Annotated in this window: 13 protein-coding genes; 9 read left to right on the forward strand and 4 right to left on the reverse strand. The window is 34.1% G+C overall.

Annotated elements, in window-relative coordinates; translation table 11 throughout:
* The first annotated feature begins 39 nt into the window (after positions 1–39).
* From AC4CVH_RS12020 to glf, 6 genes are all read left to right on the forward strand, one after another.
* Positions 40–732 carry an alpha/beta hydrolase gene (locus AC4CVH_RS12020; RefSeq protein ID WP_490787993.1) on the forward strand — a complete coding sequence of 231 codons (693 nt, stop codon included), beginning with the start codon at positions 40–42 and terminating at the stop codon, positions 730–732.
* Positions 733–742: 10 nt separating this feature from the next.
* Positions 743–1,480: an RNA polymerase sigma factor gene (locus AC4CVH_RS12025; protein WP_490787994.1), complete on the forward strand. Its 738-nt coding sequence runs from the start codon at positions 743–745 to the stop codon at positions 1,478–1,480.
* Positions 1,481–1,580: 100 nt separating this feature from the next.
* Positions 1,581–1,889 carry a carboxymuconolactone decarboxylase family protein gene (locus AC4CVH_RS12030; protein ID WP_490787995.1) on the forward strand — a complete coding sequence of 103 codons (309 nt, stop codon included), beginning with the start codon at positions 1,581–1,583 and terminating at the stop codon, positions 1,887–1,889.
* A 267-nt stretch (positions 1,890–2,156) separates the two neighbouring features.
* On the forward strand, positions 2,157–4,061 hold the full coding sequence (locus AC4CVH_RS12035) for an acyl-CoA dehydrogenase family protein (RefSeq protein ID WP_490787996.1): 1,905 nt from the start codon (positions 2,157–2,159) through the stop codon (positions 4,059–4,061).
* A 48-nt stretch (positions 4,062–4,109) separates the two neighbouring features.
* Positions 4,110–5,312, forward strand: a complete 1,203-nt coding sequence (locus AC4CVH_RS12040) for an FprA family A-type flavoprotein (protein ID WP_490787997.1) — start codon at positions 4,110–4,112, stop codon at positions 5,310–5,312.
* A gap of 94 nt (positions 5,313–5,406) precedes the next feature.
* Positions 5,407–6,516, forward strand: a complete 1,110-nt coding sequence (gene glf / locus AC4CVH_RS12045; protein ID WP_490787998.1) for a UDP-galactopyranose mutase — start codon at positions 5,407–5,409, stop codon at positions 6,514–6,516.
* 25 nt (positions 6,517–6,541) lie between these two features.
* On the opposite strand, the gene AC4CVH_RS12050 is transcribed toward glf, so the two are convergent.
* Positions 6,542–7,558, reverse strand: a complete 1,017-nt coding sequence (locus AC4CVH_RS12050) for a glycosyltransferase family 2 protein (RefSeq protein ID WP_490787999.1) — start codon at positions 7,556–7,558, stop codon at positions 6,542–6,544.
* Between the two features lie 9 nt (positions 7,559–7,567).
* Positions 7,568–8,227 carry a phosphatase PAP2 family protein gene (locus tag AC4CVH_RS12055; protein WP_490788000.1) on the reverse strand — a complete coding sequence of 220 codons (660 nt, stop codon included), beginning with the start codon at positions 8,225–8,227 and terminating at the stop codon, positions 7,568–7,570.
* 191 nt (positions 8,228–8,418) lie between these two features.
* Between AC4CVH_RS12055 and AC4CVH_RS12060 the strand changes: the two genes are divergently transcribed.
* The 3 genes from AC4CVH_RS12060 (at position 8,419) to AC4CVH_RS12070 (ending at position 11,566) form a co-directional block, all read left to right on the forward strand.
* Positions 8,419–8,640 carry a YdbC family protein gene (locus AC4CVH_RS12060; RefSeq protein ID WP_490788001.1) on the forward strand — a complete coding sequence of 74 codons (222 nt, stop codon included), beginning with the start codon at positions 8,419–8,421 and terminating at the stop codon, positions 8,638–8,640.
* A 132-nt stretch (positions 8,641–8,772) separates the two neighbouring features.
* Positions 8,773–10,161 (forward strand): amino acid permease, encoded by a 1,389-nt coding sequence (locus AC4CVH_RS12065; RefSeq protein ID WP_490788002.1) that lies wholly within the window; start codon positions 8,773–8,775, stop codon positions 10,159–10,161.
* Positions 10,162–10,174: 13 nt separating this feature from the next.
* Positions 10,175–11,566, forward strand: coding sequence for an amino acid permease (locus tag AC4CVH_RS12070; protein ID WP_490788003.1), 1,392 nt, complete (start codon positions 10,175–10,177; stop codon positions 11,564–11,566).
* Positions 11,567–11,705: 139 nt separating this feature from the next.
* Here AC4CVH_RS12070 and cls read toward each other — a convergent pair whose 3' ends face one another.
* Both cls and AC4CVH_RS12080 read right to left on the reverse strand, forming a co-directional pair.
* Positions 11,706–13,229, reverse strand: a complete 1,524-nt coding sequence (gene cls, locus AC4CVH_RS12075; protein WP_490788004.1) for a cardiolipin synthase — start codon at positions 13,227–13,229, stop codon at positions 11,706–11,708.
* A gap of 68 nt (positions 13,230–13,297) precedes the next feature.
* On the reverse strand, positions 13,298–13,684 hold the full coding sequence (locus AC4CVH_RS12080; RefSeq protein WP_490788005.1) for a hypothetical protein: 387 nt from the start codon (positions 13,682–13,684) through the stop codon (positions 13,298–13,300).
* Positions 13,685–13,899: the final 215 nt, after the last annotated feature.

The following is a 13,899-nucleotide window of genomic DNA, read 5'->3' on the forward strand; positions in this document are numbered from 1 at the left end:
TAATTAAGCTTCAATATTTTCTAGATAGGATGATGTTATATGAAAAACAAATTTAATATAAACAATATACCAGCTGTGCTTTATGGAAAACCGTCTAAAAATGTTTATTTATTCATACATGGAAAATGTGGCTATAAGGAAGAGGCGGAAAGATTTTCAAAAACTGCATGTGCTAAAGGATGGCAGGTTCTTGCAATTGATTTGCCTGAGCATGGTGAAAGAAAGTCTGAAAAAGATACATTTAATCCCTGGAACATAGTTCCAGAATTAAAAATAGTACTTGATTATGTAAAAGAGCGTTGGGGATGCAGGGCTCTGTATTCAATTAGTATTGGTGCATACTTTAGTCTTCTTGCTTTTAAAGATGAATACTTTCAAAATGCACTTTTTATTTCACCTGTTTTGGATATGAAATTACTCATTGAGAACATGATGCAGTGGTCTAATGTTACTAAAGATGATCTCAGAAATAAACAAGAGATTAAAACATATTTTGGAGAAACACTTTCATGGAAATATTATACTTATGTAAAGCAAAATCCTGTTAATAATTGGAATGCACCGACACATATTCTCTATGCTGAAAATGACAATTTAACTTCCATAGAAATTGTTGATAAATTTAAAGAAGAATTTAACTGTTCTTTAACGGTTATGCAAAATGGAGAACACTGGTTTCATACGGATGAACAACTTATGTTTCTTGAAAAATGGGAACAAAAATATACATAGGGAGACAAAGATGGATATTACATATGCCTTTAAAATGTATAGTTCATATATTTACAACTATGCAATGAAATTAACATGTCATCCCGATGATGCGTTGGATATTGTCCAGGAGACTTTTTTAAAAGCCTGTGAAAATTTCGAAAATTTAAAAGACGAAAAGGCAATTAAGAAATGGCTTAGAACAATATGTTTCCATGAGTTTCTAGCAAAAATAAAAAAAGAGAAGAATAAGTATATTGTGAGTATAGATAATTGGAACATACTTGAAAGGGAGGGGGTCCTGCTTAAGGATATGAAACCTATTCCAGAGGAAGAAGTTATTGTTGAGGAGGAAATTAAAAATTTGCAAAATGGATGTTTTTATGCTATGGTCCGAAGGTTGTCAATCAACCAGAGAATAGTATTTTCCCTGATAGATATGTTTGGACTGGACATTTGCTATACGGCAGGGGTTCTTGGAAAATCAAAAGGGGCAATAAAGGGACTTCTTTATAGGGCGAGAATGAATATTGATTCATTTTTTGCAAATCACTGTAGCATTATATACGAGAAAAACCCATGTTCATGCTATGCTTGGGTAAACTTTTCTGGGAACAGGGAAAATATGCAAAAAAAGGTTAGAAGTATTGTAAAAGGTTTGAATTTTGAAGAAAAAAATTATATATATAATGAAGAAGTGAGAAAGAAGAATTTTATCTTTATTCAAATATGCCTGACAGGAAACCATCACGGTATGATGAGGTTTTAAAAATAATTCAAAATAATTTGGTGTAACCGTATCTTTGAATTTTATTTTTTGTCTATATGTATGAAGGATAAAATTTTACATACAAGAAAGGATGGTTACAGTGAAAAATGTAACAGAAGGTTTTAAGATGTTTATTGATGAAACAGAGGGTGTGGGGGAGACTTTTATGAAAGCTGTAATGAAACAGGCAAGTGAGAGCTGCCTTGATAAAAAAGTACATGAGCTTGCATATATTTCGGTTCTTGTTGCAGAAGGTATGAATGGAGGACTCCCGTTTCATATTAAAAGGGCAAAAAGTCTTGGGGCAAGTTATGATGAAGTAAAAAGTGCAATACTAGTTCCAATGCCTGTTATAGGTATTAAGGTTGCAGAAGCCCTGCCTTTTTTGAAATCTTATAATGTTGAATAGAGAAAATTTTTGAATTTGTGCCGTCTGAAAAATATAAATTTTAAAGGCGGCATATACAAGTAAAAGATAAGTTTAATTTACATTTGTTTATTATCAATATTCTGTAGGTTCTCTCATAGAAAGAATTTCATGGAATATTGTAGCAAAGGCATTGTAATATGATTATATAAGGACTATAATAAAAGTATACTATTTAGATGCATGTTTGCTAAAATTAAATATCAATAGATATTTTGAGCTGTTTTTATTAAAGGGAGGGATATATAGATGTTTTTCAAAACTACAGAGCAACATGAAAATTTGAGAAACAAAATTAGAAAATTTGCTGAAGAAGAAGTAAAGCCTATTGCCTTTAAACTTGATCAGGACAATGAATTCCCGGAGGAAGCTGTTAAAAAATTAGGCGACATGGGAGTACTTGGCATCCCGTATTCAAAACAGTATGGTGGTGCAGGACTTGATGTATTAAGTTATGCTATAGCTGTTGAGGAACTTTCAAGAGTTGATGGAGGTACAGGGGTAATACTTTCTGCACACACATCTCTTGGGACATATCCAATTGCTGCTTATGGAACAGAACAGCAGAAGAAAAAATATTTAGTTCCTCTTGCAACAGGCAAAAAACTTGGTGCTTTTGGACTTACAGAAGAAAATGCCGGAAGTGATGCAGGTGGTACTGAAACAACAGCTGTTCTCGAGGGTGACCATTATGTTTTAAACGGAGAGAAAATATTTATAACAAATGCAGGCAAAGCGGATATATATGTAGTGTTTGCAATTACTACACCTAATATAGGGACAAAAGGTATAAGTGCATTTATTGTGGAAAAAGGATGGAAGGGATTTACCTTCAGCGATCACTATGACAAGATGGGTATTCGTTCATCTGCAACTGCACAGCTTATATTTAATGATGTAAAAGTTCCTAAAGAAAATCTTCTTGGAGAAGAGGGACAAGGATTTAAAATTGCTATGGCAACGCTTGATGGCGGACGTATAGGAATTGCTGCCCAGGCACTTGGAATTGCTCAGGGTGCTTTTGAAAAAGCACTTGAATATTCAAAAGAAAGAGTTCAATTTGGAAAGCCTATATGCAGACAACAGTCGATAGCTTTTAAACTGGCTGATATGGCTACAAAGCTTAGGGCTTCAAGATTCCTTGTATACAGCGCAGCTGAATTGAAACAAAACCATGAAGAATACAGTATGCAGGCTGCAATGGCAAAACAATATACTTCAGATTCATGCCTTGAAATTGTAAATGAATCCCTTCAAATATTTGGAGGAAGCGGTTACTTGAAGGGAATGGAAGTTGAACGGGCATACAGGGATGCAAAAATATGTACTATATATGAAGGAACAAATGAAATCCAAAAGGTTGTAATTGCAGCACATCTTGTTGGCAAACAGCCAAAGGGAGCTTCGGCAAGGGTGGCTGGACCTGGACCTGCTACAGGATATCGAAAGAAGATATTGTTTAAAGATGGCAGTGCAAAAGAAAGAGTTGAACAGCTTGTAGATGCTCTTAAAAAGGATGGATATGATTTCACTGTTGGAATACCTATTGATACGCCTATAACAAAGGCTGAAAGAGTGGTAAGCGTTGGTATGGGTATAGGTGAGAAGAAAAATATGAAGCTTGTAGAAGAGCTTGCGGTACAGGCAGGTGCAGCTATAGGTTCATCGCGTCCTGTTGCAGAAACACTTAAATATGTACCGATAAACAGATATGTTGGAATGTCAGGACAGAAATTCAAGGGAAATCTTTATATTGCCTGTGGAATTTCAGGTGCAAGCCAGCATTTGAAAGGCATAAAGGATGCATCTACTATTGTTGCAATAAATAAAGATGCTAATGCCAAGATATTTAAAAATGCGGATTATGGCATCATAGGGGATATCATGGAGATAATGCCGCTTTTGGCAAAGGCATTTAATACTGGAAAACCTAAAAAACCAGCTCCACCAATGAAAAAGATGAAAAGATCTGTTCCTAAAAAAGTTGCTCCAGACTGGAAATACTATGTGTGCAATGGATGTGGATATGAATATGATCCGGGAGAAGGAGATCCAGAGGGTGAAGTTCTTCCAGGGACATTGTTTGAAAATCTTCCAGAAGATTGGACTTGTCCTGCATGCGGTGAAGGAAAAGATATGTTTATAGAATCTTAGTTTGAATACGTGATATAATTGTTTTATAACAAAGGAGGGGTAAATAATATGTATTGCGTTAGAAAAATAAATGAAGATCTTTACTGGGTTGGCGGCGACGATCGCAGACTTACTCTATTTGAAAATATTCATCCTATCCCACGTGGTGTTTCTTATAATGCTTATGTTCTTTTGGATGAAAAAAATGTATTGTTTGATACGGCAGATTGGTCCGTAGGCAGGCAATTTATTGAAAATATAAAGAAAGTGCTGGGAGACAGAAAGCTTGATTATATTGTAGTGAATCATGTAGAACCGGACCATGCAGCGTGTCTTGATCAAGTACGAATGCATTATAAAGATGCAAAAATAATATGTACGGAAAAAGCTTTCATGTTGCTGAATCAATTTGGATTCAGTTTGGATGAAAAAGATGTAATAAAGGTAAAAGAGGGAGATACACAGTCTTTTGGAAAACATAAGGTTGCATTTGTAGCTGCACCTATGGTTCATTGGCCTGAGGCAATGGTAACATTTGATCTTACAGATGGTACGTTGTTTTCAGCAGATGCTTTTGGATCGTTTATATCACTGGATGGCAAAATGTTCAATGATGAAGTGAACTATGATAGGGATTGGCTTGATGAAGCAAGAAGATATTATACTAATATTGTTGGAAAGTATGGACCTCAAGTTCAAAATCTGCTCAAAAAAGCAGGAAAACTTGATATAAAAACTATATGTCCTCTTCACGGAGTTGTATGGAGAAGTGATCTTGGATATATACTTGACAAGTATAACAAGTGGAGCAGTTATGAACCGGAAGAAAAAGGCGTTCTCATAGTTTATGGAAGCATGTATGGGAATACTGAAGCTGCGGCAAACAATCTTGCAGTTAAGCTTGTGGAAAAAGGCATGAAAAATGTGGCAATGTATGATGTTTCAAAAACTCATGTGTCATACTTGATTTCTGAGACTTTTAAATACAGCCACCTTGTTCTTGCATGTTCAACTTATAATTTGAAGATTTATCCTCCTATGTTAGATTATTTGATGGATATGAATGCACTTAATCTTCAAAAGCGTACCGTTGCGCTTATAGAAAATGGATCATGGTCACCTCAGTCAGGAAAGCTTATGCGTAAACTTCTTGAAGAAATGAAGAATATGAATATACTGGATGAGGATGTATCAGTAACTTCAAGTATGAAGACTGATGATATTGAATTGGTAGATGGCCTTGCAGACACTATAATAAAATCAATGAAGTAATTTTAAACCGGCATGTGGACTTATTCCATAAGCCGGTTATTTTTATGATATACTAGAAAGGATTTTGAGATTAAAAATAAAGGAGAATTTTTGAATGTATGATTATTTGATTGTAGGGGCGGGACTCTTTGGGGCATCATTTGCCTATGAAGCAGGCAGGTTTGGTAAAAAATGCGTGGTTGTAGATAAACGTTCCCATATAGGAGGCAATATTTATACAGATAATATAGAAGGTATTCAGGTGCATAAATATGGAGCGCATATTTTCCATACAAACAATAAAAAAGTATGGGATTACATAAACCAATTTGCCGAGTTCAATAGGTATACAAATTCACCCGTTGCGATATATAAATCGGAGCTGTATAATATGCCGTTTAACATGAATACATTTAATAAAATGTGGGGTGTGGTTACACCAGAAGAGGCTAGATTAAAAATACAGAGTCAAATAATGGAGGCAGGAATTGACGAGCCGAAAAATCTTGAAGAGCAGGCTATAAGTCTTGTTGGATGTGATATATATGAAAAATTGATAAAGGGATATACGGAAAAGCAATGGGGGCGAAGTGCGTCCAAGCTTCCAAAATCTATTATAAAACGAATTCCTGTAAGATTTACTTATGACAACAATTATTTTAATGATAGATACCAGGGTATACCTGTTGGAGGGTATACCGACATTATAAAAAAGATGCTTGAAGGTTCAAAAGTTATTCTTGATACGGATTTTTTGAAAGAACGAAATGAACTTTCACGTTTGGCTAAAAAAATTGTATTCACTGGAATGATTGATGAATATTATAATTATTGTTATGGTAAACTTGAATATCGTTCTCTGCGTTTTGAAACTGAGGTTATGGATTGTGAAAATTATCAGGGAAATGCAGTTGTGAATTTTACTGAATATGGTGTTCCATATACGAGAATAATTGAACATAAACATTTTGAATTTGGATGCCAGGGAGAAAATGTGAATCCAAGAACGGTTATAACCCGGGAATATCCAGAAGAGTGGAAGGAAGGGAGAGAGCCGTATTACCCTATAAATGATGATAAAAATGAGAAAGTGTACAATAAGTACAAAACACGTGCAGAGGGTGAAAAAAATGTTATTTTTGGAGGGAGACTTGCAGCTTACAAGTATTTCGACATGGATGACATTGTAGAAAAGGCTCTGTTTTGTGTAAAAGAGTGCATGTGAATCTATAAAGTCAAGGTATTTGACTTTAGTTGAAGCCAAATACCTTTCTTGATACTGAGTAGCAAAACAGTATTATATTTCTTACAACAAGATTTTTTATCTGCATTAAAATTCCAAGGGTTGATTTTGTTACTTCCCTGTACAAATTTTTATTTTTTTTATTTAAATAATTCCATAAATCCTTCTTTTTATCTAAACTTTCAGGAGTGTTTTCCTTCATTAATAGTACTGATGTTATAGTCATCATAATAATAAGATATTTTATAAGATATTTTTTTAGATTTTTGCACTCTATTTGTGTTGGATCACAGCAGTCAATCATAATTTTTGTGACTCTTATTTGTTGGTCTATTCGTTTTATCATAATTTTTTCATTTACAGATTGATCGTCTCTCCCTATAAAGTATCTGTAAAGGTCAAGATCAGCATAATACATTGTTTTTACATAGGGAAGAGGCTTGTATACAAATATATTGTCAACATAAAAAGTGTGCTTTGGGAGTTCGAGTTTACACTCTCTTAAAAGATTGCTTCGATATATTACAGAATGCATGAGTATATTTTGACTATTTTTAAAATGGCCCAAGTTGTCCCAGGTGAATATTTTATTTTCCGGCATCGCACCTTTATAGTTTATACTTTTCGATTTATGCATAGTAACATTTTCGTATACATAATTTGTAATGAACATATCTACGTATTTTTTATTTTCAATCATTTCAGTGAGTATAGAAAGCACTTCTTTGAGACTGTTTTTATCTAGCCAGTCATCACTATCGAGCACTTTGAAGTATACACCGGTAGAATTCTTAAGGCCGGTATTTACTGCATCTCCATGTCCACCATTTTTTTTATGTATTGCTCTTATCAAATTTGGGTATTTTCTTTCATAGTTATCTGCTATTGTTGAAGTACTGTCACAGGAACCATCATCTATGATCAAAATTTCAAGGTCACTACTGCCGATTAATAGTGATTCAACTGCTTTTTTCATGTAGGATTCTGAATTGTAACATGGTATTGCTATAGTAAGAACTTTCATTTATAATTCCTATACCTCCTGATTAATCAGCTTAAATGTTTTATAAAGTTTCAAGTGAAGGGAGAGCTGCCAGGTCAATTCAGCCAAAAAAATACCTCCAAATACATCAACTAAAACGTGCTGTTTTGTTGTAAGTGTTGAAATACATATAGCCACAGCGGCAAACAAAGAGAAATACCGATACCACTTTGGAACCGACTTGCAGTTTCTTATGCCTATAAAGCAGTACCAGCTTACAAGGCAGTGAATAGATGGAAACAGGTTGTTTGCAGGATCTATGCTGTATAGAAATTTAAGCATGTCCGAAAAAATATCGGATGTAATAATATCCGGTCTTATATTTGTGGTTGGAATTGTCACATATATTATTCCGCATATTAGTTTTCCTATAATATCAGCCATTAAAAATCGATAACAGCGTTTTTTATTTATACTGCTTATTAATATGTAATTGAATATCCAAAATATATAACTTCCTAAATATATTATTACAGTTATTGGTATTACCGGAATTTTATCGTCGAAAAATGTTGTCAAATTGTAGAATACTCTATCATTGTAGAATAAACGAACGCCCGAATATATACTGAAATTAAATATAACACATAAAATCAGCGGCTTTACAGAGTATTTCGGTATAAATTTATATATTTTCCTAATAAGTTTCATATAGACCTCTTTTAATGTACAAGCAATTAGAGTTTATTTTAAGTATAATGTTTCAGACAATAATAAGTCAATATGATTATTTTTATAATAGGACAAAAAAGAAATATTTTACGATAAATTTAAAATTTGTTCAAAGATTATATATAGTTTATAGATGATATAATAAAAATATAAAAAAGGGAGGGGTACATATGTCGGGAATAAAGTTTGAAATACAAGAAAATTTTGGGGTGATTTCACGCTCAAAAAGTGGGTGGAACAAAGAGCTCAATTTTATAAGCTGGAATGAAAGAGAGTCCAAGTATGATATACGAGACTGGTCTCCGGAACACGATAAGATGGGCAAGGGAATTACACTTACAAAGGAAGAGCTAAAAGGTCTTAGAGATGTTTTAAATAATATGGAATTGTAAAATAAGTTTTATTGAAAAACTGTTATTTATATTTTATATTTAATTAAATTGCAAAATGTTATATAATGAAATAATGTATTGTATTAAAAATAATGACGAAATGGAACTGTCATAGGTGAAAGGTGCTCTTTTATGGATCTTTTTAAAAAGAAATCTTTAAGCAACTTGCAAAGAAGTGTTCAAAAAACAGGATTAAAGAAAAGCTTAAAAGCGAAAGATATAGCTGCTCTTGGGGTGGGAGCAGTTGTAGGAGTAGGAATATTTGTTGCCACAGGAGAAGGTGCACATATGGCAGGGCCCGGCATTATAGTATCATTTATACTTGCCGGCATAGTAGCATGTCTGTGTGGATTGTGTTACTGTGAGCTTGCAACTATGCTTCCTGTTGCAGGAAGCACTTATTCGTATGCATATGTCGCTTTTGGCGAACTTACAGCTGTTATTGTAGGATGGTGTCTTACTTCCGAATATATTGTGGCTGCAAGTGCAGTTGCATCAGGATGGTCGGGAACTTTTAAAGGTATTATTGCAGGTATAGGAATTTATCTGCCCAAAGTAATATCTGCATCGCCGCAAAATGGAGGTATTATTGATTTGCCTGCTGTTCTTATAATACTCGCAATCACATATCTTCTTTATATTGGTATGAAAGAGAGTTCAAGAGTAAACAATGTTATTGTGGCAATAAAAATTTCAGTAATTATAATTTTTGTAATTATAGGTTTTGGACATATAAATCCACACAACTATCATCCTTTTGCACCTTATGGGTGGAATGGAATTTTTGCAGGTGCAAGTACTGTGTTTTTTTCATTCTTGGGTTTTGATGCAATTTCTACTTCTGCTGAAGAGGCCGAAGATCCGAAGAAAGATGTATCAAGAGGAATTATAATGTGTCTTTTGGTAATTTGCATATTATATGTTTCAGTTTCTTTTGTGCTTGTTGGAATAGTCCCATTCAAGGAAATTGTTACGGACAATGCTGTACCGCAATCTCTTTCAAGGATTGGAATAAGATGGGGATCGACTCTTGTGGGGATAGGTGCTGTTCTTGGAATGATTTCGACTATAATAGCCATTCTATATGGGCAGGTTAGAGTATTTATGGCAATGTCACGAGATGGACTTCTGCCACAGATATTTTCAAGGATTCACAGCAGGCATAAAACTCCGTATGCATCAACTTTGATTGCAGGTGGGGTTGCATCGCTTATAGCAGGTCTTCTTCCTTTGAATATAATTGTGGAATTTGTAAGCATTGGTACGCTATTGAGTTTTATAGTGGTTTCTGCAGGAGTTATATATCTTAGAAAGAAAATGCCGGATCTTGAGAGAAAGTTCAAATGCCCAGGTGTTCCATTTACGCCTATTGTGACAATATTATGCTGTATTGCACTTTTGATATCGATGAGGCTTATAACGTGGATTGGATTTGTAGTATGGCTTGTTATGGGACTCGTGGTGTATTTTTTATACGGACGACATCACAGTGTAGTACAAAATGAAAACAAAAAAATGTAAAGGTGGGCTTTTTATGAATCTTTTTAAGAAAAAGTCTCTTGAGCAATTAAAGGCCAGCGTAGAGAAAACCAATCTTGAAAGAAATCTTACAGCAAAGGATATAGCTTTGCTTGGAGTAGGTGCGGTTGTAGGCGTTGGAATATTTGTTGCTACAGGAGAGGGCGCACATGCAGCAGGTCCGGGGATAATACTTTCATTTGTCCTTGCCGGTGTAGTAGCATGTTTGTGTGGATTGTGCTATTGCGAACTTGCAACTATGTTCCCTGTTGCGGGAAGTACGTATTCATATGCATATATTGCCTTTGGAGAATTTATTGCAATGGTTATAGGATGGTGTCTTACGGCAGAGTATCTTGTTGCTGTAAGTGCGGTTGCATCGGGATGGTCGGGAACCTTTAGAGGTGTATTAAAATCGGCGGGGTTGAATCTTCCTCAGGCCATATCGGCATCACCGCAAAATGGAGGAATATTTGATTTGCCTGCAGTTGCAATAATACTTATACTGACATTGATGCTTTGCTATGGAATGAAGGAAAGTTCCAAAGTGAATAATATAATAGTTGCAATCAAGATATTTGTAATACTATTGTTTATATTGCTTGGAGCATCGCACATACGTGTGTCTAACTATCATCCATTTATGCCTTATGGGTGGAAGGGAGTTTTCAGTGGTGCGGGTATGGTATTTTTCTCGTTTATAGGCTTTGATGCAATTTCTACTTCTGCTGAAGAGGCAAAAAACCCAAAACGGGATGTATCGAGGGGAATCATAATGTGCCTTATAGTAGTCTGTGTGCTCTATGTGTCGGTAGCAGTGGTTCTTACGGGTATGATACCATATAAGCAGATAATTTCTGATAATGCAGTACCGAGTGCTCTTTCAAGTGTTGGAATCAATTGGGGATCGGCTCTTGTTGGGGTTGGAGCAATTGTTGGAATGGTATCTGTAATGCTTGCAATGCTTTATGGGCAGGTTAGAATATTTATGGTTATGTCAAGAGACGGACTTATACCTAAAATATTTTCACAGATGAATAGAAAGTACAATACACCGGTTAAAGCTACTGTAATAACAGGTGTTATAGCATCAATCATAGCAGGGCTTCTACCACTAAATATAATTGTGGAATTTCTTAGCATAGGTACGCTTTTAAGTTTTATGATAGTTTCAGCAGGAGTTGTTTACCTTAGAAAGACAATGCCTGATTTTGAGAGGAAGTTCAAATGTCCGGGGGTACCGTATACTCCTATAGTGACTGTTATATGTTGCATAATGCTTCTTTCTTCTATGAAACTCATAACGTGGATTGGATTTTTGACTTGGCTTGTACTTGGAATAATACTGTATTTCATTTATGGAAGGAAACACAGTGTTGTTCAAAATGAAGATAAGAATGTTTCATGATTGGTTAATACGGGAAAAGTCATTAAAGTAGTGTATTGTTGAATATTCAATAGTAGTGCGGCGGCAATAAAGTATGGGCAGGTTACAGTTGCAATGTGCCAAAGTTCATACTGTGTTTGCTGCCGCACTGCTTTTTATATCAGACAAGAGGACCAAATAATCTGAGTATTGACTCAAGAATTTTTTTTGAAAATCCTCTTTTTTTCCATGCAATTTTGTTTATTTTTTGTGATTTTGAAAGTGTATTTACAAAGTCATCTTTGATTTGATGTACTACAGGCATATTGTATATGTATACAGCACATTCAAAATGTAAAAACAAGCTTCTGTAGTCAAGGTTTATTGTACCAACTATGGCACACTCATCATCTGAAACGAATGTCTTGCCGTGAATAAATCCAGGGGTGTATTCGTAAATTTTAACTCCTGAGTCCAAAAGAGTATCATAATGGGATCTCGTAAGTATTTGGATAACTCTTTTGTCAGGAATGAATGGAGTTATTATTCTTACATCCACTCCGCGTTTTGCAGCAAGAGAGAGAGAAAGCATCATATCGTAGTCTATTATAAGATAAGGAGTGGTTATATAAACATAATTTTTGGCACTGTTTATTATATTCAGGTATATATTTTCTGCAGTGCTTTCAATTTGTTCTGGTCCGCTTGAATATGGAATTACAATTCCGCCTGTATTCTTTGCTGGAAAACTAGATGAGTATTTTTTGAAATATTCCTTTCGTTTTGTTATAGACTCCCACATTTTTAAAAACATCACAGTAAAGCTGTACACTGCGTTTCCCTCTATACGCACAGCCATATCTTTCCAATATCCGTACTTCTCGTATAGATTTATATATTCATCTCCGATATTTATTCCGCCTGTAAATGCTGATTTTCCGTCAATTACTATTATTTTTCTATGATCTCTGTAATTGAGCATAAAATTAAGAATAAGTTTTATTGGATTAAAAATTTTAAATTTTATATTGTTCTGTTTTAAGATTCGTCTAAAGTCTTTTGGAAGAACAAACATTGATCCCACATAGTCAACAAGTATGCGTATTTCAACACCCTGCTGAGATTTTTGTATTAAAATATCGAGAATTTCATTCCACATTTGACCTTTTGATATTATAAAGTATTCCAAAAAAATAAATTTCTCTGCCGACTTTAAATCACATAAAAGTTTTTCATACATGGATTCACCGCATGGAAAATATGTTATTTCCGTGTCTGAATAAGAGGTGTATCCGCTTATATTTTTAATTAACCTTGTTTCGTTATACCTTACTTTATTTCTCTTTTTTAGAGATTCAAGCATGGTTTTGTCTTCTTTGTCAAGAAGCTTCTCGCCATGGTCTATTTTGTTTATTTTGCTGAAGTTTCTATTTGCGCCTATACGTGATATAACATAGACTATGACTCCAATTATAGGAATAAGCAGTATGAGCGAGATCCAGCTTACCTTGTAGGATGTACTTTTGTACTTGTAATTTAAATGAATTACTGCAATTGCACTTATAACTTCGAATATTGCGAAGTAGTATATGAAGAATATGTTAAGCACATTATATATAAGAGTTACAGCTATGAATTGAAATACAATCCAAAATGCAAAGACTATCAATTTAAAAATTGAAATGAATATTTTTCGTTCTCCCACATACATCGCCTGCCTTTACATTTTTATATTATTTTATCATAAATCATGTACATAAAAAAGTTCAGCAATTATGATTTAGCTCTGAAGGAAGTCCCACATTTTGAGCATGTCACTGTCATTTTCCCCTTGTGTTTGGGAACCCTTAATTTTTGAGAACAATTTGGACATTTTAATATTTTATAATACAGTTTCTTGCTTCTCCCAGCTTTAAAGTTGTTGAATTTAAAGATTATAGGCGAAATGAATTTTTCGTAGGATTGAAGTTCACGATATCTTTTGTATTTATTTTTTGAAATACATCTCCATCCAGAATATAATATGCAGACAACCCCAAAAGTGGAAGTATGTCTGAATATCATAAATATTAATCCTGCTATAAAAAGATGTTTTGAAAGTTTATCCATACCATAACTGTCTTTGAAGTAATATGATAGTTTATTTAGAAAGTTGTTCAAGAGTATTCCTCCTCGAATGTTTTATATAATAGTATTATAACAATATATTTTGAATCATAAAGGTGATTATGAAATTTTATATTTACTATGTCAAGCATTTTTGAAAATGTCCCAAAAAGTTTTAATTATTAGCACCAGTTTTTTGCTGGTGCTTTATTGTTTTGATGCTATTAATTTAAGGTATGGCAAACAAACCTTAGAAACAATTAATTTTT

Source organism: Clostridium pabulibutyricum (assembly GCF_058242705.1).

Excerpts from the sequence above, each read along its gene's own strand:
- AC4CVH_RS12065 (WP_490788002.1), top strand. The coding sequence starts at position 8,773 with ATGGATCTTTTTAAAAAGAAATCTTTAAGCAACTTGCAAAGAAGTGTT.
- AC4CVH_RS12040 (WP_490787997.1), top strand. The coding sequence starts at position 4,110 with ATGTATTGCGTTAGAAAAATAAATGAAGATCTTTACTGGGTTGGCGGC.
- AC4CVH_RS12035 (WP_490787996.1), top strand. The coding sequence starts at position 2,157 with ATGTTTTTCAAAACTACAGAGCAACATGAAAATTTGAGAAACAAAATT.
- AC4CVH_RS12020 (WP_490787993.1), top strand. The coding sequence starts at position 40 with ATGAAAAACAAATTTAATATAAACAATATACCAGCTGTGCTTTATGGA.
- glf (WP_490787998.1), top strand. The coding sequence starts at position 5,407 with ATGTATGATTATTTGATTGTAGGGGCGGGACTCTTTGGGGCATCATTT.
- AC4CVH_RS12050 (WP_490787999.1), bottom strand. The coding sequence starts at position 7,558 with ATGAAAGTTCTTACTATAGCAATACCATGTTACAATTCAGAATCCTAC.
- AC4CVH_RS12055 (WP_490788000.1), bottom strand. The coding sequence starts at position 8,227 with ATGAAACTTATTAGGAAAATATATAAATTTATACCGAAATACTCTGTA.
- AC4CVH_RS12060 (WP_490788001.1), top strand. The coding sequence starts at position 8,419 with ATGTCGGGAATAAAGTTTGAAATACAAGAAAATTTTGGGGTGATTTCA.
- AC4CVH_RS12025 (WP_490787994.1), top strand. The coding sequence starts at position 743 with ATGGATATTACATATGCCTTTAAAATGTATAGTTCATATATTTACAAC.
- AC4CVH_RS12070 (WP_490788003.1), top strand. The coding sequence starts at position 10,175 with ATGAATCTTTTTAAGAAAAAGTCTCTTGAGCAATTAAAGGCCAGCGTA.